This window comes from Kitasatospora sp. NPDC036993 (assembly GCF_055607525.1).
Map to the genome: position 1 here is coordinate 25,059 of NZ_JBVJRP010000022.1, position 24,512 is coordinate 49,570.

Annotated in this window: 20 protein-coding genes and 2 tRNA genes; 6 read left to right on the plus strand and 16 right to left on the minus strand. The window is 74.4% G+C overall.

Features of this window, described 5'->3' with window-relative positions:
- Positions 1-219: 219 nt before the first annotated feature.
- The 4 genes from ACZ7C5_RS33415 to ACZ7C5_RS33430 all read right to left on the minus strand — a co-directional run bounded on the left by ACZ7C5_RS33415 (position 220) and on the right by ACZ7C5_RS33430 (position 6,503).
- Positions 220-2,979 carry an SUKH-4 family immunity protein gene (locus ACZ7C5_RS33415; protein WP_470324131.1) on the minus strand — a complete coding sequence of 920 codons (2,760 nt, stop codon included), beginning with the start codon at positions 2,977-2,979 and terminating at the stop codon, positions 220-222.
- Positions 2,980-3,055: 76 nt separating this feature from the next.
- The gene (locus ACZ7C5_RS33420; protein WP_401091510.1) at positions 3,056-4,057 is read right to left on the minus strand and encodes an SMI1/KNR4 family protein; all 1,002 of its coding nucleotides are present in this window, start codon (positions 4,055-4,057) and stop codon (positions 3,056-3,058) included.
- Positions 4,058-4,170: 113 nt separating this feature from the next.
- Positions 4,171-5,313, minus strand: a complete 1,143-nt coding sequence (locus ACZ7C5_RS33425) for a DegT/DnrJ/EryC1/StrS family aminotransferase (protein ID WP_401091512.1) — start codon at positions 5,311-5,313, stop codon at positions 4,171-4,173.
- 29 nt (positions 5,314-5,342) lie between these two features.
- Positions 5,343-6,503, minus strand: coding sequence for a Gfo/Idh/MocA family protein (locus ACZ7C5_RS33430; protein WP_401091514.1), 1,161 nt, complete (start codon positions 6,501-6,503; stop codon positions 5,343-5,345).
- Between the two features lie 374 nt (positions 6,504-6,877).
- On the opposite strand from ACZ7C5_RS33430, the gene ACZ7C5_RS33435 reads away from it, so the two are divergent.
- The gene (locus ACZ7C5_RS33435; protein WP_401091516.1) at positions 6,878-7,339 is read left to right on the plus strand and encodes a YwqJ-related putative deaminase; all 462 of its coding nucleotides are present in this window, start codon (positions 6,878-6,880) and stop codon (positions 7,337-7,339) included.
- Between the two features lie 60 nt (positions 7,340-7,399).
- Complete coding sequence (locus ACZ7C5_RS33440) at positions 7,400-7,927, plus strand: SUKH-3 domain-containing protein (RefSeq protein WP_470324169.1); 528 nt, start codon at positions 7,400-7,402, stop codon at positions 7,925-7,927.
- A 64-nt stretch (positions 7,928-7,991) separates the two neighbouring features.
- On the opposite strand, the gene ACZ7C5_RS33445 is transcribed toward ACZ7C5_RS33440, so the two are convergent.
- A complete protein-coding gene (locus ACZ7C5_RS33445) occupies positions 7,992-9,260 on the minus strand; it encodes a sensor histidine kinase (RefSeq protein WP_401091518.1) in 1,269 nt (422 codons plus the stop codon).
- Between the two features lie 269 nt (positions 9,261-9,529).
- On the opposite strand from ACZ7C5_RS33445, the gene ppc reads away from it, so the two are divergent.
- A complete protein-coding gene (ppc, locus tag ACZ7C5_RS33450; RefSeq protein ID WP_401091520.1) occupies positions 9,530-12,328 on the plus strand; it encodes a phosphoenolpyruvate carboxylase in 2,799 nt (932 codons plus the stop codon).
- A gap of 67 nt (positions 12,329-12,395) precedes the next feature.
- Here the strand turns inward: ppc and ACZ7C5_RS33455 are convergent, their stop codons facing one another.
- The 6 genes from ACZ7C5_RS33455 to ACZ7C5_RS33480 all read right to left on the minus strand — a co-directional run bounded on the left by ACZ7C5_RS33455 (position 12,396) and on the right by ACZ7C5_RS33480 (position 17,272).
- Complete coding sequence (locus tag ACZ7C5_RS33455; protein ID WP_401091522.1) at positions 12,396-12,719, minus strand: hypothetical protein; 324 nt, start codon at positions 12,717-12,719, stop codon at positions 12,396-12,398.
- Positions 12,720-12,864: 145 nt separating this feature from the next.
- Complete coding sequence (gene pth / locus ACZ7C5_RS33460; protein WP_188294707.1) at positions 12,865-13,443, minus strand: aminoacyl-tRNA hydrolase; 579 nt, start codon at positions 13,441-13,443, stop codon at positions 12,865-12,867.
- Between the two features lie 116 nt (positions 13,444-13,559).
- Positions 13,560-14,147 (minus strand): 50S ribosomal protein L25/general stress protein Ctc, encoded by a 588-nt coding sequence (locus ACZ7C5_RS33465; RefSeq protein WP_188294708.1) that lies wholly within the window; start codon positions 14,145-14,147, stop codon positions 13,560-13,562.
- Positions 14,148-14,423: 276 nt separating this feature from the next.
- The gene (locus tag ACZ7C5_RS33470) at positions 14,424-15,401 is read right to left on the minus strand and encodes a ribose-phosphate diphosphokinase (protein ID WP_188294709.1); all 978 of its coding nucleotides are present in this window, start codon (positions 15,399-15,401) and stop codon (positions 14,424-14,426) included.
- Between the two features lie 202 nt (positions 15,402-15,603).
- Positions 15,604-17,058 (minus strand): bifunctional UDP-N-acetylglucosamine diphosphorylase/glucosamine-1-phosphate N-acetyltransferase GlmU, encoded by a 1,455-nt coding sequence (gene glmU / locus ACZ7C5_RS33475; RefSeq protein ID WP_470324132.1) that lies wholly within the window; start codon positions 17,056-17,058, stop codon positions 15,604-15,606.
- Between the two features lie 143 nt (positions 17,059-17,201).
- A tRNA-Gln gene (locus tag ACZ7C5_RS33480) sits at positions 17,202-17,272 on the minus strand.
- A gap of 248 nt (positions 17,273-17,520) precedes the next feature.
- On the opposite strand from ACZ7C5_RS33480, the gene ACZ7C5_RS33485 reads away from it, so the two are divergent.
- Both ACZ7C5_RS33485 and ACZ7C5_RS33490 read left to right on the plus strand, forming a co-directional pair.
- Positions 17,521-18,582 (plus strand): acyl-CoA desaturase, encoded by a 1,062-nt coding sequence (locus tag ACZ7C5_RS33485; protein WP_470324133.1) that lies wholly within the window; start codon positions 17,521-17,523, stop codon positions 18,580-18,582.
- A 212-nt stretch (positions 18,583-18,794) separates the two neighbouring features.
- Positions 18,795-19,397: a TetR/AcrR family transcriptional regulator gene (locus tag ACZ7C5_RS33490; protein ID WP_030259955.1), complete on the plus strand. Its 603-nt coding sequence runs from the start codon at positions 18,795-18,797 to the stop codon at positions 19,395-19,397.
- Between the two features lie 72 nt (positions 19,398-19,469).
- Here ACZ7C5_RS33490 and ACZ7C5_RS33495 read toward each other — a convergent pair whose 3' ends face one another.
- Entirely contained in the window at positions 19,470-20,261 is a 792-nt protein-coding gene (locus tag ACZ7C5_RS33495) for a methyltransferase domain-containing protein (RefSeq protein ID WP_470324134.1), read from the minus strand.
- 111 nt (positions 20,262-20,372) lie between these two features.
- On the opposite strand from ACZ7C5_RS33495, the gene ACZ7C5_RS33500 reads away from it, so the two are divergent.
- Positions 20,373-20,870, plus strand: coding sequence for a MarR family winged helix-turn-helix transcriptional regulator (locus ACZ7C5_RS33500; RefSeq protein WP_401091531.1), 498 nt, complete (start codon positions 20,373-20,375; stop codon positions 20,868-20,870).
- A 96-nt stretch (positions 20,871-20,966) separates the two neighbouring features.
- Here the strand turns inward: ACZ7C5_RS33500 and ACZ7C5_RS33505 are convergent, their stop codons facing one another.
- From ACZ7C5_RS33505 to ACZ7C5_RS33520, 4 genes are all read right to left on the minus strand, one after another.
- Complete coding sequence (locus ACZ7C5_RS33505; RefSeq protein WP_401091532.1) at positions 20,967-21,980, minus strand: LuxR C-terminal-related transcriptional regulator; 1,014 nt, start codon at positions 21,978-21,980, stop codon at positions 20,967-20,969.
- Between the two features lie 373 nt (positions 21,981-22,353).
- A complete protein-coding gene (galE, locus tag ACZ7C5_RS33510; RefSeq protein WP_470324135.1) occupies positions 22,354-23,316 on the minus strand; it encodes a UDP-glucose 4-epimerase GalE in 963 nt (320 codons plus the stop codon).
- Between the two features lie 234 nt (positions 23,317-23,550).
- Positions 23,551-24,219, minus strand: coding sequence for a LuxR C-terminal-related transcriptional regulator (locus tag ACZ7C5_RS33515; RefSeq protein ID WP_188294716.1), 669 nt, complete (start codon positions 24,217-24,219; stop codon positions 23,551-23,553).
- A 171-nt stretch (positions 24,220-24,390) separates the two neighbouring features.
- Positions 24,391-24,466, minus strand: a tRNA-Thr gene (locus ACZ7C5_RS33520).
- Positions 24,467-24,512: the final 46 nt, after the last annotated feature.

Below are 24,512 nucleotides of genomic sequence, written 5' to 3' on the forward strand. Positions count from 1 at the left end.
ACGGACGGATCCGGAACCGGTTCGGAGCCCGGGGCCGGAATCCGCCGTCCTACGGACCGGAATTGTGTCGAGGACCGGACGAATAGACCCATCCTCTTGACCTATTTTGCGCAGATCCGGGCGAAACCCCAACGAGGCACAGCCGTGGCGGCATGCCGGAGGGGTCGTTCCGGACTCCGGAACGACCCCTCCCCACCTGCGAGGATCGGCGACGGCCCGCTACAGCAGGCCGTCCCAGAACTGCTCCAGCAGCACGGCCCACCAGGTGTCCGCGTTCTGCAGGGCCGCCGGGTCGATCGCGGCGAGCTGGGCCTGGAAGTCGGTCGTCCAGCGACCGGCCTGGTCCGGCGTCAGCCCGTACCGGAGCCGCCACATCCGGCCCAGCAGGGCCAGCGAACGGACGAACTCCGGTACACCGCTGTTGACGAACCGGGGCGGCCGGCCGGTTCCATCGACCTCCACGGCCACCACGTGCGCGGTGCCGTACTGGACACACAGCTGCCGGCCGTAGTCGTTGCCCAGCACCAGGTAGCCGCCGAAGTCCGGGCCCGTGGCGAGACCGCGCTCGGCGGCCAGCTCGGCGAGCGTCGGAATCGGCCGGCCCTCCTGCGCCTGCGCCCAGAAGAACGGCCCGAAGTCGCGCGGCAGCCCGGCCCACATCAGGGTCTGGGACACCGGCTCGGGCACGCCCTGGCGGGAGACGGCACGCTGCTCGTAGCGGAACAGGTTCTGCCCGAAGGCGCTGCCGGTCTCCTGGGCGAGCTGCTGCGGCGGGAGCGGCGGCAGCGCCTGGACCGTCCCCGGCGCGGGCGGCGGCACCCGGAACGGGCGGACCCGCTGGGTGCCGGAGGCCAGCTGGGCCAGCTCGTCCAGGTGGTCGAGCAGCTCGGCCATCCCGGCCTGCCTGGAGGCGTGGTCACGGCCGTACGGGGCGGTGTGGGTGAGCCGGACGTTCGGCCAGGACGCGGCGATCATGCGGTTGCAGTAGCCGCCCGGAAGGTCGCACGACTCCAGCTCCGTGTAGAGCTCCAGCACCTGCTCCGGCGGCACGTTCAGCCGGCGCAGGTCCTGGAGGATCTTCCACTCCGGGTGCGGGGTGCCGGGCTCGCTGCGGTGCAGCAGCTTCTGCTCCGAGCCGTCCGGGCCCCGGTAGCTGAGCGCGGCGAAGTACCCGGGGCCGACCGCGGGCACGCCCGGGGGCACCGACACGGGCTGCGGCGAGCCGGGCACCGCGGCCGGCGGGACGACCCCGGCGCCACCGCCCGCGTTCGGGTAGCCGTAGCCGGCCGCCGGCGCGGCGGGGGCCGACGGACCACCGGGCGGCGGGACGGCCGGGCCGCCGGACGGCGGGGTGCCCGGATCCGCCGGGCCGCCCGGCAGCGCCGGGTCGATCGCGCTCGCCAGCTGGGTCGCCTCGTACGCCGTCCCGGACGCGGGCGCACCGGCGGGCGACGCGCCCTGGGCCGCCGGGGGCCCGCCGGCGCGCAGGCCCGCCGGGGGCGGGGGCGGCGGGGCGGAGCCGGTGCCGCGGCCCGCGGGGGCGGCGGCGGGCGCGGCGGAGCCCGGGGTGTTCCTCAGCCCGGCGGGCGGGGGCGGCGGCGGGCCCGAACCCGCGCCCCGCCCCGTCCCGGCCGGGGCGGCACCCGCGCCGGAGGAGCCGGCGGGGCCGCCGCGCAGCGCGGCCGGCGGGGGCGGCGGCGGGCCGGAGCCCGCACCCCGGCCGAGCCCTGCCTCCGGCGCACCGGGGGCCGGGGCGGCGGGGGCACCGGGGACGGGGGCGCCGGGCAGGCCGGACAGCCCGGGGGCACCGCCGGGCTGGGCCAGCATGGTCGGGGCGTGCTCCACCTGCGGACCACCGGTGGGCGGGACGGCCGGAGCTCCCGGCAGACCGCCGAGGCCGGGGACACCGCCGGGCTGGGCCAGCATGGTCGGGGCGTGCTCCACCTGCGGACCACCGGCAGGCGGGACGGCCGGGGCGCCGGGCAGGCCCATCAGTCCGGGCACGGCGTCCGGCGACGCGAGCAGCGTGGGCGCGGGTTCGGCAGCCGGTACGTCCACCGGGGCCGGGATCGGGGCCGGGATCGGCGGGCCGACGGGCTGCTCGGCGGCCGGGGGCTGCGCGGCGGCCTGCGGGACCGGGGGCATGCCGTGGCCCCCGCTCGCCGGCGGCATCAGCATGGTCGCGGCCTCGGCCCCGGCCGGGGCGGGGGCCTCGGGCAGGTCCGAGCCGGTCGTCCGCAGCCCGTCGGGCATCAGGACGGTCGCCGCCTCGGCCGGAGGCTGGGGCGGCGCGACCGGCGCCACGGGCGACGGCACCGGCACGGCGGCCTGCGGCTGCGGCATCGACGGCGGCAGCGGAGCGACGGCCGGCTCCTCGGGCCCGGGCGGCGGCGCGAGCATGGTCGGCGCGTCCCCGGCGGGCCGGTCGGAGACCGGCGGCTCGGTCAGCACGGCGGCCGCGGGCCGCGGCGCCGCGGGCGGCTCCCCGACCGGCGCGGCGGCAGCGGCAGCGGAAACACCCGGAGCCTCGACCGGCGCGGCAGCCTGCGGTACGGCCGGAGCCGCCCCGAGCCGCTCCGCCTCGGCCGCGATCGCCGCGGCCCCCGCCTCCTGGAGCCACTGCGGCGGGCTGAGCAGGAAGGAGGTCGCCTCCACCGGCCCGGGCGCGGGCTTCGCCGCACCCGCGGGATTGGCCGCCACCGGCCGCCCGTAGGCCTCCTCGTACTGCCGGACCACCTCGTTGACGGGCAGCGCGGGCCACAGCGTGCTGGCGCCCGAGTCCCGGGCGATCACCAGCCGCGCCTCCCCCGAGCCACCGCCCGTACCGCCCGCACCGTCGGCCGTGCCCAAGGGCGCCACCGCCCAGCAGACGAAGCCCAGGTCGAACTCCCGGACCCGTACCTCACGCTGCTGCGAGCGCGGCACCCCGCCGTTGATCCACTCCTCGGCGAGCTCCTGCGCCTGCGCGTACGTCACCACGCCCGGTTCACCCCTGTCCGCATCCTCTTCGTCCCCCGTTCCACCGACACCACAGCCATCACCGCGACCACGCGCCTCAGCCCAGCGGGACGGCCCGGGCGAACCCGCCGTCCACCATCAGCTCCGCGACCGTCTCCAGCTCCGGCGGGCTGCCGGCCAGCCGCAGCAGGAAGGCGTCGAAGTCCTCGCCGCAGGGCAGCAGCAGTCGCGCGCAGCGGTCCTCGGGGGACTCCTGGGCGCCGGAGTCGCGGGCGTCGTCGTACAGGTGGAACCAGACCGAGCCGGCCCGCTCGCCGCGCACCTTGAGCGCGACCAGGCCGCCCTGGGCGTAGGCGATGCCCAGGTAGTCCTTGGTCAGGTGGTCGCGCAGGCACTTGTTGGCGTACACGACGTCCTCGGTGCCGTACTCCTCGGTGAGCGTCAGGAACGGCTGGTCGAGCAGCAGTCCGAGCTCGGTGTCCAGCCCGACGCCGGCCGGGGCCCGGCCGCCGCCCAGCTTGAGGAACGTGCGGTAGGCGTCGGGGAGCCGGTAGCCGAGGCGTTCCTCGGCGCGCTGCACCAGGTCCTCGGGGACGCCGATCGGGTCGCCGCCGTCCCTGGCCAGCGAGAAGTGCACCGCCCGGCGCTCCTGTAGGGGCCGGGTGCCGCGGCGGTTGTGGTCGGCGGCGGAGACGGCCAGGCCGCCGTGGTGCCGCAGCAGCGCCTTGACCTCGACCGGGACGAGCTCCATCCGCCGCCAGCCGGGGGCGGCCCGGCCGACCGCGTGGTGCCAGGTCCAGCCGGGCGGGGTGGCGACGGCGGTCGCCAGGTCGGCCCAGAGCGGGTGGCCCTGGGTGTAGAGCGCGGCGTTGGCCGAGACGTAGTCGGTCAGCCGCAGCTCGTCCACGCCGAAGCCCTCCGGCGGGTCGGCCACCTCGGCCGCGGCGGCGGCGTACGGGCCGAAGTCCGGGTAGCCGTACTCGTCCACCCTGACCCCTCCGGGGTGCCGCTCCGCGCGGACCGGATCCGGGAACTGCACCACCTGACCTGCGTACGCCGCGTTCGGTGCGGCGGCGACGCCGGGCCGACCTGTCGTCATCTGGGAGCCCCCACTGGCTGCTGCAAATACGGTGCCTGCTGGGCACCAGCCTAGGGCCTGCCCTCAACCCCCCGTCGGCCAGGCGGCCCTACAGCCCGGGCCCCGCCCGGGAGTCACGACCGGCCGCCCAGCGCCCGCGCCAGTGCCTCCGCCACCCGCAGCTGGCGGGCCTCGGTGAGGTGCGGGTGCAGCGGCAGGCTGAGCAGTTCGCGGGCGGCCCGTTCGGCGACCGGGAACGCCCCCTCGCGGTGGCCGAGGTGACGGAACGCGGGCTGCAGGTGGACCGGCAGCGGGTAGTGCACCCCGGCCCCGATCCCGGCGGCGTGCAGCGCGGCCAGCACCGCGTCACGGTCCCGGCCGGGGCCGATCCGCACCGGGTACAGGTGCCTGACGTGCTCGTTGCCGGGGGCGGTGCGCGGCAGGACGAGCCCGTCCAACCCGCCCAGCAGCGCGTCGTAGCGGGCGGCGGCGGCCCTGCGGGCGGCGTTCCAGGCGGGCAGCCGGCGCAGCTTGGCGCGCAGCACGACGGCTTGCAGGGCGTCCATCCGGGAGTTGAAACCGAACCGTTCGTGCCGGTACTTGTCGCGCGCGCCGTGGTCGCCGAGCAGCCGGACGGTGTCCGCGAGGCCCTCGTCGTCGGTGAGCACCGCCCCGGCGTCGCCGTAGGCGCCGAGGTTCTTGCCCGGGTAGAAGCTGGTGGCCGCGATCCGCCCGTACCCGGTGCGCCCGTGCTGCCTGGCCCCCTGGGACTGCGCCGCGTCCTCCACCACCGGCCGCCCGTCGGCCGCCTCCAGCAGCGGCCCCATCGGCGCGAGTTGGCCGAAGAGGTGGACGGGCAGCAGCGCGGCCGCGCCGGGCAGTGCGGCGGCGGCCCGCTCCGGGTCGATCAGCAGGTACACCGGGTCGGCGTCGACCAGCACCGGGCGCAGCCCGGCCCGCAGCACCGCCTCCGCGGTGGCGACGAAGGTGTTGGCGGGCAGCACCACCCCGCTGCCGGGCGGCAGGTCCAGGGCGCGCAGGGCCAGTTCGAGCGCGTCGGTGCCGTTGGCGGTGCCCACGCAGTGCCGGACACCGGCGAAGGCCGCGTACTCCCGCTCGAAGGCGGCCACTTCGGGGCCCTTGACGAAGGCTCCCGAGGCGAGCACCCGGTCGAAGCCGGCCCGCACCTCGTCCGCCACCTCGGCGTGCGCCGCCGCCAGGTCCACCAGCGGGATGCCCTCGTCGGCCGGGCCCCCGCCCACGGCCTCAGTGCTCACCGGGCCTGCGCCCGCCGCCGGAACGGCGCTCACCGGACCTCCGCCCCGGCCCGGACCCCCGCCCCCACCGGGACGGTGACGCCGCCGAGTCCGAGGCTGAGCGAGGCCGCCTCCAGCAGCTGGAGCACCCGCATCCCGGCCCGCCCGTCGGTGAGCGGGGCCCGGCCCTCGGTGATGGCGGCGGCGAACTCGGCCATCACGTTGCGCAGCGCCTCCTGCTCGACCAGGGCCGGCGCCACCATCTCGCCGACCCGGTAGGAGATCAGCGCCCGGTGCCGGATCGCGTCGGTCAGCTGGTCGGGCGGGGTGAGGTCGACCCCGCGGTCGTGCACCGCCAGCCGGGCCTGGGGGTTGAGGTCGTCCCAGACCAGGGTGCGCCGCGAGCCGCCGATCAGCGTGGTGCGGACCTTGGTCGGGGAGAGCCAGTTGACGTGGCAGTGCGCGAGCGCGCCGTTGCTGAGCCGGACGGTCAGGTAGGCGACGCAGGCCCGGCCGGCCCCGATCGGGTCGGCGCCCTGGGCGGACACCCCGACCGGTTCGACCCCGGGCGGCAGCACGAAGTCCAGGATCGACAGGTCGTGCGGGGCGAGGTCCCACAGCACGTCCACGTCCGGCTGCACCAGGCCGAGGTTGATCCGCACCGAGTCGAAGAACTGGACGTCCCCGATCTCCCCGCCGTGCACCAGCTCGCGGATCCGCCGCACCACCGGGGTGTAGCAGAAGGTGTGGTCGCACATCAGCACCAGCCCGCGCCGCTCGGCCAGTCCGACCAGTTCCCCGGCCTCGGCGGCGGAGGTGGTGATCGGCTTCTCCACCAGCACGTGCTTGCCGGCCTCCAGCGCCGCCCGCACCAGCGCGTAGTGCGCGCCGGCCGGCGTGGCCACCGCGACCGCGCCGACCCGCTCGTCCGCCAGCACCCGCCGGTAGCTGCCGGTCACCCCGACGGTGCTGTACTCCCCCAGCACCGCGCGGGCCTTGGCCTCGTCCAGGTCGCACAGCCAGTGCAGCCGCAGCGCCGGGGTGTGCTGCGCGTTGCGGACCAGCTTCGGGCCCCAGTAGCCGGCCCCGACCACGGCCAGCCCGACCGGGTGCTCGGGCACCGCCCCGGGCGGCTCGTCGGGTGCGGGCACGTGGCCGCCGGGTGCCTGGTTGGCGGCCTGCCAGTGGTCGTCCGCCGGTTTCGACGTCATCGCACGAGCCCCTTCGCTCAGCGCCGGGGCGGGCGGCAGGCCCTTCCCGGCAGCCTCAACGTCCGACGCGGGCACCGGAGCCGGCCCCGTCGGCGGCTGCCCCGCACGGTCGGCCGCGTCCCCTTCGGCTCGCTGCCGGAACGGTACCGGCCGCGGACCGGCTCCCGGGGCCGTTTCGGTAGATCGGCGGACAAGTCGTGACGAGGGCGTACGTGTTCGGCCAAGATCGGGTGACCGCCCGGCCGGTCCGTCGCGGCCCCGACCGCCACCGCACCCCGGTTGTGCGGTTGTCGGTGTCGTTTGACAGGCTTGCCCCGGACCGGACCGGCCCGGCCACTCCGACCGACGCCGGGTGACCAGGAGGAGGACGACGGATGACCACCGGTGAGCCGGCGGGCCCTCCCGTGCTGCGCCACCACCGCGACAGCCTGCTGCCCGCCGTCGCCGCCGCGCTGTCGCTCAAGGGCGGCGAGGTGCACACCCTGGCGGGCGACAAGGACCACCGCCGCCCTGCCCTGCACCAGTTGGTCACCGACTTCCTGGACACCCTGCCGGTGGAGGCCCGCGAGCGGTTCACCGGGCGCTGCCCCGAGGCGGTCCTGCTCTCCCAGTACCTGACCACGGTCGACGGCAGGCGCTCCAAGCGCGCCGCCCGCAAGCCGATGACCCTGCACGAGGCCCGCAAGGCGCTCAAGGGCTCCCGGATGACGACCGTACGGATCCGTGAGGAGGGCGACCCGGCGCACGGCAGCCACGCCCCGCCCTGCCGCTCCTGCGCCCCGATGCTGGAGCACTTCACCGTGCGGAGCGTCGCCGTCGCCCCGCCCGTGCACTGACCGGCCGAGCGCCGGCACGTCCCCCGTCCCCCAGCCCTGGAGCCCGTCCTGAATCCGCCCATCCCGCCCGCACCGGCCACCCTCTCCTCCGCCGGCCCGCGGACCCGCCCGCGCTTCCCCGCGGACGTCGCCGCCGAGCTCAAGACGGCCGGCTGGCACCCCGGCCGCTGGCAGATCCGGCAGGCCGAGGAGTGGGCCGACGCCCTGGTCGGGTTCGGCGCTCCCACCGGCGTGCGGCACGCGGTGTTCCCGGCGGCGGTGGAGGCCTGGGCCGAGTTCGGCGGCCTCGCCTTCGACCTGTCGGGCCCCGGCCGTCAGCTGGCCCGCACCCCGTTCCTGATCGACCCGCTGTGCGGCCTGCACCAGCCGCGCACCCTGCTCGACCTCGGCCGGGCGCTGGGGACGCAGCTGGCCCCGCTCGGCGAGGAGGCGTACGGGCAGGCACTGCTGGCCGTCGACGAGGAGGGCCGGGTCTACAGCCTGGACCACGCCGGCGAGTGGTTCCTCGGCCACGGCATCGACCAGGCGATCTCCGCGCTGGTCCTGGGCACCGTCCCGGAGCGGCTGCGCACCCCGGACGAGCACTGAGCGGCCGGGGGCGTCCCCGGACCGGGCGCTGAGGGCGGCTCAACCAGCCGCTCGGCCCGGCCGGTCAGCCCAGCCGCTCGGCCCGTACCGTCAGCCGGGACGGCAGCACCGCCTCGATCCGGAACCCGCCGTCCGCCTCGGGCCCCGAGGAGAAGGTGCCGCCCAGGGCGATCACCCGTTCCCGCATCCCGACCAGCCCGTTGCCCCCGCTGGGCAGCTTCGCCGCGCCCCGCTCCCCGCCCGGGCAGGCGTTCACCACGGCCACCCGCACGCCGTTCGGCGCGTACGAGAGCAGGACGGACACCTGGGCGCCGCCCGCGTGCTTGTGCGCGTTGGTCAGGCCCTCCTGGACGACCCGGTAGGCGGTCTGCTCGGCCTCGCCGGTGAACTCCTGCCGGCTGCCGCTGACCGTCAGCGTGACCGCCATCCCGGCCGCCCTGGACTGGTCCACCAGCCGGGGCAGCCCGGCCAGCGAGTCCGGTTCCGGCTGCCGCGCGTCGTCCATCCGCAGCACCCCGAGGATCTCGCGCAGCTCGTTCAGCGCCTGCCGGCCCACCTCGCCCATCAGCTTGGCGCTCTGCGCGGCCCTCTCCGGGTCCTTGGCGACTATCCGCTCCAGCGCCCCGGCGTGCACCACCATCAGCGAGACCCGGTGCGCCACCACGTCGTGCATCTCCCTGGCGATCCGGGTGCGCTCCTCCAGCCGGGCCCGGCGGGCGCGCTCCTGGGCCTGCTCGGCCAGCAGGTCCAGCTCGGTCTCCAGGCCGTGCGCGCGGTCCTTGAGCGACTCGATCAGCCGCCGCCGCGCGCCCACGTACAGCCCGGTCACCACCGGGGCGACGGTCAGCCCGACCGCGACCAGCAGCGCCAGCAGGATCAGGCCCCACATCGGCGGCCGCTCCACCAGGGTGTCATCGGGCGTCATCAGTGTCACCGTCATGACGGCGGCCGCCTCGGCGAAGGCGAGCGCGGACAGCGCCACCACCCGGCGGCGCCGCGAGGGCCACTCCCAGGTCGACGACAGCGTGTACAGCGCCACCACCAGCAGCACCACGCCCAGCATTCCCGGCATCACCAGCAGCGTCACCAGCACCGGGACGGCCGGCCAGCGCCGGCGCACCACCAGGGAGCCGCCGGCCAGCGTGCCCAGCACGGCGATCCCGACCGTGCCGGCGGCGCTCACATGGATCCTGGCGGAAAGGAAGCCGACCGTGCTGACCGTGCACTCCAGGGCGGCGAGCAGCGCCAGCCCGATGTCCAGGAAGGCGCTGCGCGGCCGCTTCCACCACCAGAACGACCGGACCGGCATGCGCTCCCCAGGCGACTTGCTCATGCCCCACAGCCTAAGCGGTGTCCTGCGGCAACCCCCTCCCCTCCCCACCGGGATTGCCCGGCACACCCGCCGAAGCCGCCAAGTGGTCCAGACCACAAGTCGTTTTCGGCAGCCCTGTCCGCCATCCGGCCACCTCGCGGACAGCACCGGCCCCGACACCTATGCTGGTCGCGTCGGACAGCGCGGTCCGCACGCGTCACGCCCGCCACACCCGTGTGGACCTGTGACGATGAGCCGTTGCCGAACCCCACCACCACAGGGAGCCAGCCGTGACCGCTCCGGTCCCCACCCCGGCGGACAGCCCCACGCCCGTCACCGCCGACAACGCCGCCCTGCGGGCGGACATCCGGCGCCTCGGCGACCTGCTCGGCGAGACGCTGGTCCGCCAGGAGGGCCCCCAGCTGCTGGGCCTGGTCGAACAGGTCCGCCTGCTGAGCCGCACCGACGGCGAGGCCACCGCCGAACTCCTCTCCGACATCGACCTGGACACCGCCGCCAAGCTGGTCCGGGCGTTCTCCACCTACTTCCACCTCGCCAACGTCACCGAGCAGGTGCACCGCGGCCGCGAGTTCGCCACCCGCCGCGCCCGGGAGGGTTCGCTGCTCGCGCAGACCGCCGACCTGCTCGCCGAGGCCGACGCCAAGCACCTCCAGGACACCCTGGCCCACCTCGCGGTCCGCCCGGTCTTCACCGCGCACCCGACCGAGGCCGCCCGCCGCAGCGTCCTCAACAAGCTGCGCAGGATCGGCGAGCTCCTCGACCGCATCCACCGCGACGAGGTCACCTCCGGTCTGGCCGCCGCCGACCAGGCCCGCACCAGCAGCGCCAAGCGCTCCGCCGACCGCCGCCTGGCCGAGGTCATCGACCTGCTCTGGCAGACCGACGAGCTGCGCATCGCCCGCCCCGAGCCCACCGACGAGGCCCGCAACGCCGTCTACTACCTGGACGAGCTCTACCGCGAGGCCGTCCCCGAGGTCCTGGAGGAGCTGCACGAGGAGCTCGCCCGGGTCGGCCTCGGCCTGCCCGACGGCGTCCGGCCGCTCACCTTCGGCACCTGGATCGGCGGCGACCGCGACGGCAACCCCAACGTCACCCCGCAGGTCACCTGGGACGTCCTCAACCTCCAGCACGAGTACGGCATCAAGGACGCGCTCGCCGCGATCGACGACCTGCGCAGCACCCTCTCCACCTCCGAGCGGCTGGCCGGCGCCTCGGTCGAGCTGCTCGCCTCGCTCAACACCGACCTGCACCTGCTCCCCGAACTCAGCCCGCGCTACAAGCGGATGAACGCCGAGGAGCCGTACCGCCTCAAGGCCACCTGCATCCGGCTCAAGCTGGAGAACACCCGCGAGCGGCTGGCCGGCGGCACCCCGCACGTCGAGGGCCGCGACTACCTCGGCACCCGCGAGCTGATCTCCGACCTGCGGCTGATCCAGGACTCGCTGCGCGCCCACCGCGGCGAGCTCATCGCCGACGGCCGCCTGGCCCGCGCCATCCGCACCATCGAGGCGTTCGGCCTCCAGCTCGCCACCATGGACGTGCGCGAGCACGCCGAGGCCCACCACCACGCCCTCGGCCAGCTCTTCGACCGGCTCGGCGAGGAGGCCTGGCGCTACGCCGACATGCCCCGCGAGTACCGGCAGAAGCTGCTCGCCAAGGAGCTGCGCTCGCGCCGCCCGCTCGCCCCCACCCCGGCCCCGCTGGACGAGGCAGGCACCAAGACCCTCGGTGTGTTCAACACCATCCGCCAGGGCTTCGAGCGCTTCGGCGACGAGATCGTCGAGAGCTACATCATCTCGATGTGCCAGGGCGCCGACGACGTCTTCGCCGCCACCGTGCTGGCCCGCGAGGCCGGCCTGCTCGACCTGCACGCCGGCATCGCCAAGATCGGCATCGTGCCGCTGCTGGAGACCACCGACGAGCTCCAGCAGGCCGACCGCATCCTCGACGAGATGCTCTCCGACCCGTCCTACCGCCTGCTGGTCTCGCTGCGCGGCGACATCCAGGAGGTCATGCTCGGCTACTCCGACTCCTCCAAGTTCGGCGGCATCACCACCTCCCAGTGGGAGATCCACCGCGCCCAGCGCCGGCTGCGCGACGTCGCCCACCGCTACGGCATCCGGCTGCGCCTGTTCCACGGCCGCGGCGGCACCGTCGGCCGCGGCGGCGGCCCCTCGCACGAGGCCATCCTGGCCCAGCCCTGGGGCACCCTGGAGGGCGAGATCAAGGTCACCGAGCAGGGCGAGGTCATCTCCGACAAGTACCTGCTCCCCTCGCTGGCCAGGGAGAACCTGGAGCTGACCATCTCCGCCACGCTCTCCGCCTCCGCGCTGCACACCGCCCCGCGCCAGGCCCCCGAGTCGCTGGCCCGCTGGGACGCCGCGATGGACCAGGTCTCCGAGGCCGCCCACACCGCCTACCGCGGCCTGGTCGACCAGGAGGACCTGCCGAAGTACTTCTTCGCCTCCACCCCGGTCGACCAGCTGGCCTCGCTGCACCTGGGCTCCCGCCCGTCCCGCCGCCCCGACTCCGGCGCCGGCCTGGACGGCCTGCGGGCCATCCCGTGGGTGTTCGGCTGGACCCAGTCCCGGCAGATCGTCCCCGGCTGGTACGGCGTCGGCTCCGGCCTCGCCGCCGCCCGCGAGGCCGGCCTCGGCGACGTGCTGGACGAGATGTACGGCGAGTGGCACTTCTTCCGCAACTTCCTGTCCAACGTCGCCATGACGCTGGCCAAGACCGACCTGCGGATCGCCCGGCACTACGTCGAGCAGCTGGTGCCCGGCGAGCTGCGCCACGTCTTCGACCAGATCAAGGCCGAGCACGCCCTCACCCTGCGCGAGGTGCTCCGGCTCACCGGCGAGAGCGAACTGCTGGAGCACAACCCGGTGCTGAAGCAGACCTTCGGGGTCCGCGACGCCTACCTCGACCCGATCTCCTACCTCCAGGTCGCGCTGCTGCGCCGCCAGCGCGAGGAGCTCTCGGCCGGGCGCCAGGACGACCCGCTGCGCGCCCGCGCACTGCTGCTGACCGTCAACGGCATCGCCGCCGGTCTGCGCAACACCGGCTGACGGCCGGTCCGGAGAACGACCGAGGGGCCGGTGTCCAGGACACCGGCCCCTCGGTCGTGAGGTTCAGCTACTCCACGGCCTCGCCCGCGCGCTTGCGCTTCAGCCACAGCGCCGCGCCGCCGGCCGCCACCACCAGGCCGCCGCCGACCGCCAGCAGCCCCGCGTCGGGGCCCACCGAGTCGCCGAGCACCGGCCCGAACTGCGCCGCCGCCGGCTCCGGGGAGGCCCCCGCGTCCGGCTCCGCGACCGAGTCGGCGTGCGCCACCGCACCGCCCGACAGCAGGACCCCGGCCGCCCCCAGCGCACCGGCCGTGCCGACCCGCCGTCCGAGCTGCTTCAGCCGGACCACCCGGCTCCACCGCAGCCGGCGGAGCGGACGCAATCTCCGCATCGAGAACTCCCCAGGACTCGTTCGCGTACCGGGCCGACGCTATCCGATCCCGCACGGGGTTCTCACACCGATTCAGGTCCGGGCGGGCAAGCGTTGTACGACTGTTGCGTACTCCGCACACGGTCCTGACGAACGGTCAGGACGGTCAGGAGTTGTACGTCCCCTGGGCCCGCTCCAGCCCCTCGGACAGCAGCGCCTCGACCGCGTCCGCCGAGCGGTCGACGAACCACTCCAGCTCCTTGCGCTCGGTCGAGGAGAAGTCCTTCAGCACGAAGTCCGCGACCTCCATCCGGCCCGGCGGGCGGCCGATCCCGCAGCGCACCCGGTGGTAGTCGGGGCCCAGCGACTTGGTGATCGACTTCAGCCCGTTGTGGCCGTTGTCCCCGCCGCCCAGCTTCAGCCGCAGCGCCGCGTAGTCGATGTCCAGCTCGTCGTGGACCGCGACCAGCGCCGAGGCCGGCGCCTTGTAGAAGTCGCGCAGCGCCGTCACCGGCCCGCCGGAGAGGTTCATGAAGGTCATCGGCTTGGCCAGCACCACCCGCCTGCCCGCCAGCCGTCCCTCGGCCACCTGCGCCCGGCTCTTGTGCGCCTTGAACCTGGCGCCCATCCGCTGCGCCAGCAGGTCCACCACCATGAAGCCGATGTTGTGCCGGTTCCGGGCGTACTGCTCGCCCGGGTTGCCCAGCCCCACCACCAGCCACGGGCCCTCGTACTCGTCCGCCATGGTCCTTCCTCTCCCTCGGGGCGTGTCCGCCCTCGTCGTCATCATCCCGGACACACCGCTGCCCCGGACGCTCCGACGGGAGCGACCGGGGCAGCGGTCCAGACTGGCGGGGAGGCTCAGGCCTCGGTGCCCTCGGCCTCGGCGGCCTCGTCCTCGGCCGGGGCGGCCTGGGCGCCGATGACCTGCAGCACGACGGCGTCGGCCTCGACGGCCAGGGTGACGCCGGCCGGCAGGACGATGTCCTTGGCGAGGATGGAGGCACCGGCCTCCAGGCCCTCGACCGAGACGGTCACGGACTCGGGCAGGTGGGTGGCCTCGGCCTCGATCGGCAGGGCGTTCAGCACGTGCTCGAGCAGGTTGCCGCCGGGGGCCAGCTCGCCCTCGGTGAGGACCGGGATCTCGACGGTGACCTTCTCGCCGCGCTTGACCAGCAGCAGGTCGACGTGCTCGATGGTGCGCTTGATGGCCTCGCGCTGGACGGCCTTCGGCAGCACGTACTCGTCGGTGCCCTCGATCGGCACGACCAGCAGGGCGTTCGGGGTCTTCAGGGCCATCATCAGGTCGTGGCCGGGCAGGTTCAGGTGAACCGGGGCGTGGCCGTGGCCGTAGACGACACCCGGGACGAAGCCGGCACGGCGGGCGCGACGGGCGGCACCCTTGCCGAACTCGGTGCGGGTCTCAGCGGCAATACGGATCTCGGACACGACTGCACTCCTCGTGGGAACTGGCGCGGGGGTGCAGGCAACGCGAAAAACCGCCGGGACCACACCCTCAGTACGGGGGTCACTCGGCGGCAACGGCCTGCCGGCGGACGGGAATCCGGCACCGGCAGCGCGTCGATCACGGAGCGGGCGCCCGTCGAACAGGCGCACGGCATCCCTCGCCGAGCAGTTTCACGAGTCTAACCGCACCGACGCCCTCCCGCGAAATCGGCGGCGGCCCCGGTCCGTCCGGACCGGGGCCGCCTGCACGGGCCTTCGTCAGTGCACGCCCTCGAAGAGGCTGGTGACCGAGCCCTCCTCGAACACCTCGCGGATCGCGGCGGCGATCGACGGGGCGATGGACAGCGTGGTGATCTTGTCCAGCTGGATCGACGCCGGGGTGGGCAGCGTGTTGGTGAACACGAACTCGCTCACCCGCGAGTTCTTCAGCCGGTCCGCGGCCGGGCCGGACAGCACACCGTGGGTGGCCGCCACCACGACGTCAGCGGCGCCGTTGTCGAACAGCGCGTCGGCCGCGGCGCAGATGGTGCCGGCGGTGTCGATCATGTCGTCGACCAGGACGCAGACCCGGTCCTTGACGTCACCGACGACGTCGGCCGACAGGATGGTGTTGGCCTGGGTGATGTCGCGGCGCTTGTGGATGATCGCCAGCGGGGCGTCCAGCCGGTCGCACCACTGGTCGGCGACCTTCACGCGGCCGGCGTCCGGCGAGACGACGGTGAGCTTGGAGCGGTCCACCTTCCCGCCGATGTAGTCGGCCAGCAGCGGCAGCGCGAACAGGTGGTCCACCGGACCGTCGAAGAAGCCCTGGATCTGCGCGGTGTGCAGGTCCACGGCCATCAGGCGGTCGGCACCGGCCTGGCGCAGCAGGTCGGCGACCAGGCGGGCCGAGATGGGCTCGCGACCGAGGTGCTTCTTGTCCTGGCGGGCGTAGCCGTAGAACGGCAGGATCGCGGTGATGCTCTTGGCGGAGGCCCGCTTCAGAGCGTCGATCATGATCAGCTGTTCCATGATCCACTGGTTGATGGGAGCCGTGTGGCTCTGCATCACGAAGCAGTCCGCACCGCGCGCGGAGTCCAGGAAGCGGACGTAGATCTCGCCGTTGGCGAAGTCCAGGGCCTTGGTGGGGACCAGTTCGGTCCCGAGCGCCTCGGCCACCTCCCTCGCCAGCTCCGGGTGGGCACGGCCGGAGAAGAGTTTCAGCTTCTTCTCACCCGACGTCGTGATCCCGCTCACTGCACCGTCTCCTCGCGTTGCGAACGCTGAACCCTCGACCCGGTGCGGGCAGGCAGGGCCCGCTCGCGGCATGGGTTGGGGAAATGTCGGTACGCCTGGACACGGGCGGTAAGCCCAGTGGCGCACGTATGTCCCCCAGGTTACGCGCCCGCGCAGAAACCGTCCGCCTCGGGACCCCGGCCCCGGGCCCCGCCCCGCCCGCTCAGGCCCGCCCGGCCCCGTCCGCCGCCGCCTTCGCGGCCTGCGCGGATTCCGTCCCGGGGCGCTTGCGCTCGACCCAGCCCTCGATGTTGCGCTGCGTCGAACGGTTCACGCCGAGCGCGCCGGCCGGAACGTCGGTGGTGATCACCGAGCCGGCGCCGGTGTAAGCGCCGTCACCGATAGTGACCGGGGCGATGAACATGTTGTCCGAACCGGTTCGGCAGTGCGCGCCGATGACCGTGCGGTGCTTGTTCACGCCGTCGTAGTTCACGGTGACCGAGGCCGCGCCGACGTTGGTGCCCTCGCCGATCGTGGCGTCGCCGATGTAGGACAGGTGCGGCACCTTGGCGCCCTCGCCCAGCTCGGAGTTCTTCACCTCGACGTAGGTGCCGACCTTCGCCTTGCGGGCCAGCCTGGCCCCCGGCCTGAGGTAGGCGTACGGGCCCACGGAGGCCTGCTCGCCCACCTCGGCGCGGTCGGCCGTGGTGTTGCTCACGCGGGCGCCGGCGCCGACCCCGGTGTCCCTGAGGGTCGAGTTCGGGCCCACCTCGCAGCCCTCGCCCAGGTGCGTGGCGCCCTGGAGCTGGGTGTTGGGCAGCACGACGGCGTCCGGCTCGTACGTCACCTGGACGTCGAGCCAGGTGGTCGCCGGGTCGACCACGGTGACGCCCGCGCGCATCGCCCGCTCCAGCAGGCGGTCGTTCAGCAGCCGGCGGGCCTGCGCCAGCTGGACCCGGTCGTTGATGCCCAGGATGTCCCGGTGGTCCTCGGCCACCACGGCGCCGACCCGGTGGCCCGCCGTGCGCAGGATCTCCAGGGTGTCGGTCAGGTACTCCTCGCCCTGTGAGTTGTCCGTGGTGAGCTCGCCCAGCGCCTCGGTGAGCAGCTTGGCGTCGAAGGCGAAGACGCCGGAGTTGATCTCGGTGATCGCGCGCTGGGTGGCGGTGGCGTCCCGCTCCTCGACGATCGAGGCGACGGTGCCGTCCTCGTCGCGCAGGATGCGGCCGTAGCCGAAGGGCTCCGGGACGACGGCGGTCAGCACGGTGACGCCGTTGCGCTGCGCCGTGTGCGCGTCCGCCAGCCGGCGCAGGGTCTCGCCGGTCAGCAGCGGCGAGTCGCCGGCGGTGACGATGACGGTGCCGTCCAGCTCCACGCCGTCGGCGGTCAGCGACTCCAGCGCCGTGCGCACGGCGTGCCCGGTGCCGTTCTGCTCCTCCTGCACCGCGGTGCGCGCGGCCGGATAGTGCTCCGCCAGGTGCGCCACGACCAGCTCGCGCTGGTGGCCGACCACCACGACCAGCTGGCCGGGCGTCAGTTCCCGGGCCGCCGAGACCGCATGACCCACCAACGAGCGCCCGCACACCTCGTGCAGCACCTTGGGCAGCTTGTTCGACTTCATCCGGGTCCCGCCACCGGCGGCGAGCACGACAACGGCGGCAAGCGAATTGGCACCCATGGGGGGAGGCTCCTCGGTAGGTTCACGGAGAGGGCAGAGCAGGCCCGGCCGGGACCCAGGCCGGTCGCCATTCGCACAGTCCGCCGAGCAGCACCGACAATACCGGCGCGGTCGAAATCGCCCGAACCAGAGGCGCGCAGAGGCTCCGCCGCTAGGATTCGAACCCAGACAAAGGCCTCCAAAGGGCCCTGTGCTGCCATTACACCACGGCGGACAGTCGTGTCAGACCCTACCCGAGAGGGCCCTGCCGTGGGTATCGACTTGCACCGATCCGCGGGCCCGTTTCCGGCCTCCGCGACCGGCCCGGCGCGCCCACGGTTCATCCATCCAGTCGGGTGAATTCACTCAAGCGCCGCGCTGCGATGTGTTCCCCTGGACACGGAGCGCAACCTACGATGCCGTAGGTTACGCAACCGTAGGATCCGCTTCTCTCCCGTTCCGGGACGCCGCAAAGGGACGCCCATGACCATCCAGGCAGGCGAGGCGCGCGCGGGGAACACGTCCCCCACTCCGTCTCCCGACACCGATCCCGCCGAAGCCGGCGAGACCACCGATTCCGACGACACCGCCGGCACCACCGGCCCCGACGCCACCGGTCCCGACGCCGCGGCCACCCGGCTGTCCGCCACCCGCGGCGGCGAGAAGCAGGGCCTCGCCGAACGGATCGCGCTCGGCCTGTTCATCCTCGTGCCGTTCACCGCCCTGGTGGCCGCCGTCCCGGTGGCCTGGGGATGGGGCCTGGGCTGGACGGACCTCGCGATCGCCGTCACCATGTACTTCCTCACCTGCCACGGCGTCACCGTCGGCTACCACCGCTACTTCACCCACGGCGCGTTCAAGGCCAACCGCCCGGTGCGCCTGGCCCTGGCGGTCGCCGGGAGCCTCGCGGTCGAGGGCCCGCTGGTGCGCTGGGTGGCCGACCACCGCAAGCACCACCGGTTCAGCGACAAGGACGGCGACCCGCACTCCCCGTGGCGCTACGGGGAAAGCCTCCCGGCGCTGATGAAGGGCCTCTGGTGGGCCCACATGGGCTGGCTGTTCGACGAGGAGCAGACCTCTCAGCTCACCTACGCCCCGGACCTGGTGCGCGACCCGGCCATAAGGCGGATCTCCCGGCTGTTCTGGCTCTGGACCACCCTCTCGCTGCTGCTGCCCGCGCTGGTCGGCGGCCTGGTGAGCCTCTCCTGGGAGGGCGCGCTGTCCGCCTTCTTCTGGGGCTCGCTGGTCCGGGTGGCGCTGCTGCACCACGTCACCTGGTCGATCAACTCGATCTGCCACGCGGTGGGCCGGCGCCCGTTCCGCTCCCGGGACCGCTCCGGCAACGTCTGGTGGCTCGCCGTGCTCTCCTGCGGGGAGTCCTGGCACAACCTGCACCACGCCGACCCGACCGCGGCCAGGCACGGGGTGCTGCGCGGGCAGATCGACTCCTCGGCCCGGCTGATCCGCTGGTTCGAGCTGGCCGGCTGGGTCCGGGACGTCCGCTGGCCGGACGCGGAGCGGATCGCCGCCCGCCGCGCCGCATGAGGCGGCGCTTCCAGCATGATGTAGGGGTGAACGGGAGCAGCGCAGACAGCACAGGCGGTCACCACGGCACGCGGACGGACGCCGCGCCCGCTACGGCGCCGGCCCGTCCGCGGGCCGCTGCACCGGCGGCCGGCTCCGCCGACGGAGGCCCCGCCCGGGGCGCCGGCGGCGGCTCGACCCCGACCCCGCGCCGCCGGGGCGGCCGGGTCCGGATGACCGGCAAGCAGCGGCGCGAGCAGCTGCTGGAGATCGGCCGGACGGTCTTCGCGGAGCGCGGCTACGACGGCACCTCGGTGGAGGAGATCGCCGAGCGCGCCGGGGTGTCCAAGCCCGTGGTGTACGAGCACTTCGGCGGCAAGGAGGGGCTGTACGCGGTCGTGGTCGACCGCGAGATGCAGCTGCTGCTGGACATGGTGACCGGGGCGCTGACCGGCGGCCACTCCCGCGAGCTGCTGGAGCAGGCCGCGTTCGCGCTGATGGACTACATCGACACCTCGACGGACGGCTTCCGGATCCTGGTCAGGGACTCCCCGGTGGCCCAGTCGACCGGCACCTTCGCCTCGCTGATCAGCGACATCGCCACGCAGGTGGAGGACATCCTCGGGCTGGAGTTCAAGTCGCGCGGCTTCGACGCCCGGCTGGCCCCGATGTACTCGCAGATGCTGGTCGGCATGGTCGCGCTGACCGGGCAGTGGTGGCTGGAGGTCCGCAAGCCGGACAAGGCGACGGTGGCGGCGCACCTGGTGAACCTCGCCTGGCACGGGCTGGAGGGCCTGGAGCGGCACCCGAGGCTGGTCGGCGACCGCAAGGGCTGAGGCCCGGCCGCCCCAGGGTCCCGGTCTGACGCCGGGCGCCGGCCCGACAGCGGCCTGACGCCGCGCGCGGACCTACCGCCGGGTGCCGACCGCGAAGATCCGCCGGAACGGGAACACCGTCCCGTACGGCCCCGCCGGGTACGCCTCGCGCAGCAGCCGCCCGTACTCGGTGAGGAAGGCGGCCCGGTCGGCCGGGTCGGTGAGCCTGGTGAGGACCGGGCGCAGCGCCGTGCCCTTGACCCACTCCAGGACCGGGTCGGGCCCCGGCAGCAGGGTGCGGTACGTGGTCTCCCAGACGTCGGGGAGGCAGCCGGCCGCGGCCAGCGCGTCGAGGTAGCGCTCGGGCGGGTGGACGCCGGCCCTGACCGCCTCCCCACCGAGCACGTCCCGCCAGCGGGCGCCGCGGCGCAGCCCGGCGAGCAGGGTGTGGCTCGGGGCGTCGAAGTTGCCCGGCACCTGGAAGGCGAGCACCCCGCCGGGTTCGAGGGCGTCCGCCCAGCGCGGCAGCAGCGCCAGGTGCCCGTCCACCCACTGGAGGGTGGCGTTGGAGACGATCAGGTCGGGCCGGGCCGGGGCCGGGTCGTAGTCGCGGGCGTCGGCGAGCAGGTAGTCGGCGCCGGGCTCGCCCTCGGTGCGGGCGGTGGCGAGCATCGGGGCGGAGTTGTCGACGCCGGTGAGGCGGGCGTGCGGCCAGCGTTCGCACAGCACGGCGGTGGAGTTGCCGGGGCCGCAGCCGATGTCCAGGATCACCTCGGCTCCGGGGTGCGGAAGGGCGGGGACGCGGGCGAGCAGGTCGTGCAGCGGGCGGGTGCGTTCGTCGGCGAAGCGCAGGTACTGCGCCGGGTCCCAGACGGGGCTGGTCATGGTTCACCTCGCAGGTATCTCGACATCAAGATATCTCGCGGTAGCCTTGCTGGCACATTTCTCGATGTCAAGAGACTTCACATCGACACATCCACCGATACACTGATCGTCATGGAGGACGAGGTCGACAGGCTGGTCGCAGCATGGCGCCGGGAGCGCCCCGACCTCGACGTGGAGCCGCTGGAGGTGCTCAGCCGGGTCAGCCGGCTCGCCCGGCACCTGGACCGCGCCCGCCGCACCGCCTTCGCCGAGCACGGCCTGGAACCCTGGGAGTTCGACGTCCTGACCGCCCTGCGGCGGGCCGGCTCCCCGTACCAGCTCTCCCCCGGGCAACTGCTCACCCAGACCCTGGTCACCTCCGGCACCATGACCAACCGGATCGACCGGCTCACCGGCAAGGGCCTGGTCAAGCGCCTGCCCGACCCGGACGACCGGCGCGGCGTGCTGGTCCGGCTCACCGGCGACGGCCGCGACCGCGCCGACCAGGCGCTCGCCGGACTGCTCGCCCACGAACGCGAACTGCTCGCCCAGCTCACCGGCGGCCAGCAGACCGAACTCGCGGCGCTGCTGCGGCGGCTGGTCGCGCCGTTCGACAACATCCCGGGCTGACGGGCCTCCGGACGACTCCTTCTCGGACGGTCTTCCGCGGGCGGCTCTCCCGTGGGCGGCTCCTCCCCGGGCGGCCCCTCCGCGGGCCGGGTTCCGTCAGGGGCGCTCGACGGTGCTGGCCACCGAGGGCGGCGGGGGCACGGCCGGTTCGGCGGGGCTGACCCCGGCCCGGCGGGCGACCGCGACGGCCGCCAGCGTGGAGTGCACCCCTAGCTTGCCCAGCACGTTCTGCATGTGCGTCCGGACGGTGTGCGGCGACAGGTAGAGCCGCTCCGCGACGGCCTGCCGGCCGAGGCCCGCGACCATGCAGCGCAGGATCTGCTTCTCCCGCGGGGTGAGGGTGTCCACCAGCCGCTCGCTCTCGGTGCGGTCCCGCCGGGCGGTGGTGAGCTCCCGGATCACCCCGGTGAGCAGCGCGGGCGGCAGGTGCGTCTCGTCCCGCAGCACGCCCCGGATCACCGCGAGCAGCCGGGCCAGCGAACTCTCCTTGGCCACCCAGCCGGTGGCGCCGGCGTGCAGGGCGCGGGCGGCACGGTGCGGGTCGTCGGCGATGGCCAGGACCACGGCGCGCAGCCCGGGGTGGGCGCGGCGGAGCCGGGCGAGCAGGGTGATGCCGTCGGGCGGCGGGGCCGCGGGTCTGAGCTGGTCACCCCGCAGCGGGTCCATCGCGGGACGGACACCGGGTGACAGCCCACCCGACAGCGGGACCGGCGGCACCGCCGGGCGGCGCGGCTGCGGCACCGGCGGGGTCCCCCTGCGCCGGGCCTCGTCGCCGTGCTCCGCGCCGGGTCGCCTGCGGGCGGCGGCGGGCAGTCCGTGCACTCCGGGCGTCCCCGGACCGCCGGTCACCCCCGAACCACCGACAGTCCCCAGGCCTCCGGCCGCTCCCGCCGGGCCGGCCGCCTCCGCACCGAGGGCGCCGAGGTCGGCGTCGATCAGTGCCACGTCGTAGGCCCGGCCCTCACCGGCCGCCCGTTCCAAGGCCCGCTCGGCGGCGGCGGCACTGCCGGCCGCCCCCACCTCCACGTCCGGCTCGGCGGCGAGCGCCGCGGCCAGTGCCTCGGCGAAGATCCGGTGGTCGTCGACCACCAGGACGCGAATCCGCGCCATCGTCCCTCCCCCTGCTCAGACCGCCCGAGCCCGGGGGCGGGTACCGGCCCGGCATCCGTGTCCCGGACCTGCGGCTCCGCCCGCCCACCGATGGTCGGTGAGACCGAAAGGGCGCCGGCCCCCACCGGTACCGCACTCAGCGTACGGGGCGGGAAACGCGCTCGTGGCGATATGGTGAAGTTTCGTCAGAAGACGCGTGAGTGGCCGGACTTGACCCCTCGGGGGCCGCCCGGGGGCCGCTCCCGGAACGTCCGGGAGCGGCACCCCGCGGTGGTCGGGCCGGCGGCTGCCGGCCTTCGCGTACCAGCGTGTTGCTCACCGGCCTTCGCGTACCAGCGTGTTGCTCACCGGCCTTCGCGTACCGGCGTGTTGCTCACTCCCCGTTGTTCGCCAGGGTGAACTTCCAGGCGTCGGAGACGATGTCGTCCAGGTTCGCGCGGCGCGGGGTCCAGCCGAGCGCCTCGTGGGCACGGGCGGCCGAGGCCACCAGCACCGCCGGGTCGCCGGCCCGACGGCCGGCGACCTGCACCGGGATCTCCCGCCCGGTGACGCGCTTGACCGACTCGATCACCTCGCGGACCGAGAAGCCGCTGCCGTTGCCCAGGTTGCAGATCAGGTGCTCGCCCGGCTTGGCCGCGTCCAGCGCCAGCAGGTGCGCCTCGGCCAGGTCCGCGACGTGGATGTAGTCGCGGATGCAGGTGCCGTCCGGGGTCGGGTAGTCGTCGCCGTACACCGCGATGTGCGGGCGCTTGCCCAGCGCGGCCTGGAAGACCAGCGGGATCAGGTGCGACTCGGGGTCGTGCCGCTCGCCGTACGCGCCGTACGCGCCGGCCACGTTGAAGTAGCGCAGCGAGACGGCGGCCAGGCCGTGGGCGACGGCCTCACTGGTGATCAGGTGGTCCACGGCGAGCTTGGTGGCGCCGTAGGTGTTGGTCGGCGCGGTGCGGGCCGTCTCGGCGATCGGCACGGCCTCCGGCTCGCCGTAGGTGGCGGCGGTGGAGGAGAACACCAGCTTGCGCACGCCGGCCGCGCGCATCGCGCTGATCAGCTCCAGCGAGCCGGCCACGTTGTTGCGCCAGTACTTCTCCGGGTCCGCGACCGACTCGCCGACCTGCGAGGAGGCGGCGAAGTGCAGCACGCCGTCGAAGGAGCCGTCCAGCACCTTCCCGGCCTCCTGGATCCTGCCCTCGACGAACTCGGCACCGGCCGGGACGCCCTCACGGAAGCCGGTGGAGAGATCGTCCAGGACGGTCACCTGGTGCCCCGCCTCCAGCAGGTGAGCGGCGACCACGCTGCCGACGTAACCGGCGCCACCCGTGACCAGGTACTTACTCATGTTGCGACCTCCAGCGAACGACGGTCCGCCCGGCGGGCGGGAGCCATCGACGGAATGCGAACGACTGGGCTCATTCTCCCAATCCCATCGGGGTGCTCAGGACCACCCGGGCGACCGCTTCCGGCCTCTTCACCCGGTCACCGGCCCCCGGACACCCGCCGTCTCCCGCGGGTCGCCTCCGCCAGCTACCCGTCGCCGGCTCCGGCGGTTCCGTCCGGGCTCCTCCCGCGGCCCTCAGCCCCCGGCCATCCGCTCCAGCAGACCGGTGCGCGCCGCCACCGCGGCCGCCTCCAGCCTGGTCCGCGCGCCGAGCTTCATCAGCACCCGCTGGACGTGGGTACGGGCGGTGCTGGCGGCGATCCGCATCCCGGCGGCGATCGCCGCGGTGTCCTCGCCGTCCGCGATCCGGGTCAGCACCTGCACCTCACGGCGGGTCAGCAGCCGCAGCAGCCGGACGGCCTCGTCGTCCGGTTCGGCCACCGGGCGCAGCAGTTGGTCGAAGGCCCCGCGCAGGATGTCCACCGCGACCGCGGCCTCGCCCGCGCGCGCCCGTCCGATCGCCCGCTCGACCACTTCGATCCGCTCGTCGCTGGGCACGTAGCCGGCCGCCCCGGCCGCGAACGCCCCTGCGACACCGCGTAGTTCACCCACCGGGCCGAGCACGATCACAGCCACCTCCGGGCGTTCGCGACGGATCCGGCGCAGCCCGTCGAAGGCCTCCGACTCCCCCGGAGCGGCCACCCCCAGCAGGCACACCTCGGGCCGCCGCCCGACCACCAGGTCCGCGGCGACGCCGGCCGGCGAGCCGACCGCGAGCACCCGGTGTCCGCGCAGCTGAAGTGCGGTGGCCAGCGCCTCGGCCAGCAGCCGGTGGTCGTCCACCACCACGAGTCGAACGCCCATGACGCCCTCCCGGTCGGGGTCCGGCTCGCGCCCGCACCCCTCGGGCCGGGCGGCCGATGACGCACCATCACAGCGCATTCCGTACCCGACCCGCTAGGCCGTGGCGTGTCGCCGGTGCGGAACAGGCCGGAGAACGCGAAAGACCCCCGCCGCGAGGCGAGGGTCTTTCTGTGGAGCCCCCATGCGGAATCGAACCGCAGACCTTCTCCTTACCATGGAGACGCTCTACCGACTGAGCTATAGGGGCTTGCCGGGCTTTTCGCCGGGCCGGTCGAACAAGGAAGACATTACAC

What these genes read in the sequence shown, in the direction of transcription:
- ACZ7C5_RS33420 (WP_401091510.1), bottom strand. Translation starts at nt 4,057, where the DNA reads ATGACGACAGGTCGGCCCGGCGTCGCCGCCGCACCGAACGCGGCGTAC.
- ACZ7C5_RS33430 (WP_401091514.1), bottom strand. Translation starts at nt 6,503, where the DNA reads ATGACGTCGAAACCGGCGGACGACCACTGGCAGGCCGCCAACCAGGCA.
- ACZ7C5_RS33435 (WP_401091516.1), top strand. Translation starts at nt 6,878, where the DNA reads ATGACCACCGGTGAGCCGGCGGGCCCTCCCGTGCTGCGCCACCACCGC.
- ACZ7C5_RS33445 (WP_401091518.1), bottom strand. Translation starts at nt 9,260, where the DNA reads ATGAGCAAGTCGCCTGGGGAGCGCATGCCGGTCCGGTCGTTCTGGTGG.
- ACZ7C5_RS33455 (WP_401091522.1), bottom strand. Translation starts at nt 12,719, where the DNA reads ATGCGGAGATTGCGTCCGCTCCGCCGGCTGCGGTGGAGCCGGGTGGTC.
- pth (WP_188294707.1), bottom strand. Translation starts at nt 13,443, where the DNA reads ATGGCGGACGAGTACGAGGGCCCGTGGCTGGTGGTGGGGCTGGGCAAC.
- glmU (WP_470324132.1), bottom strand. Translation starts at nt 17,058, where the DNA reads ATGGGTGCCAATTCGCTTGCCGCCGTTGTCGTGCTCGCCGCCGGTGGC.
- ACZ7C5_RS33485 (WP_470324133.1), top strand. Translation starts at nt 17,521, where the DNA reads ATGACCATCCAGGCAGGCGAGGCGCGCGCGGGGAACACGTCCCCCACT.
- ACZ7C5_RS33490 (WP_030259955.1), top strand. Translation starts at nt 18,795, where the DNA reads ATGACCGGCAAGCAGCGGCGCGAGCAGCTGCTGGAGATCGGCCGGACG.
- ACZ7C5_RS33495 (WP_470324134.1), bottom strand. Translation starts at nt 20,261, where the DNA reads ATGACCAGCCCCGTCTGGGACCCGGCGCAGTACCTGCGCTTCGCCGAC.
- ACZ7C5_RS33500 (WP_401091531.1), top strand. Translation starts at nt 20,373, where the DNA reads ATGGAGGACGAGGTCGACAGGCTGGTCGCAGCATGGCGCCGGGAGCGC.
- ACZ7C5_RS33505 (WP_401091532.1), bottom strand. Translation starts at nt 21,980, where the DNA reads ATGGCGCGGATTCGCGTCCTGGTGGTCGACGACCACCGGATCTTCGCC.
- galE (WP_470324135.1), bottom strand. Translation starts at nt 23,316, where the DNA reads ATGAGTAAGTACCTGGTCACGGGTGGCGCCGGTTACGTCGGCAGCGTG.
- ACZ7C5_RS33515 (WP_188294716.1), bottom strand. Translation starts at nt 24,219, where the DNA reads ATGGGCGTTCGACTCGTGGTGGTGGACGACCACCGGCTGCTGGCCGAG.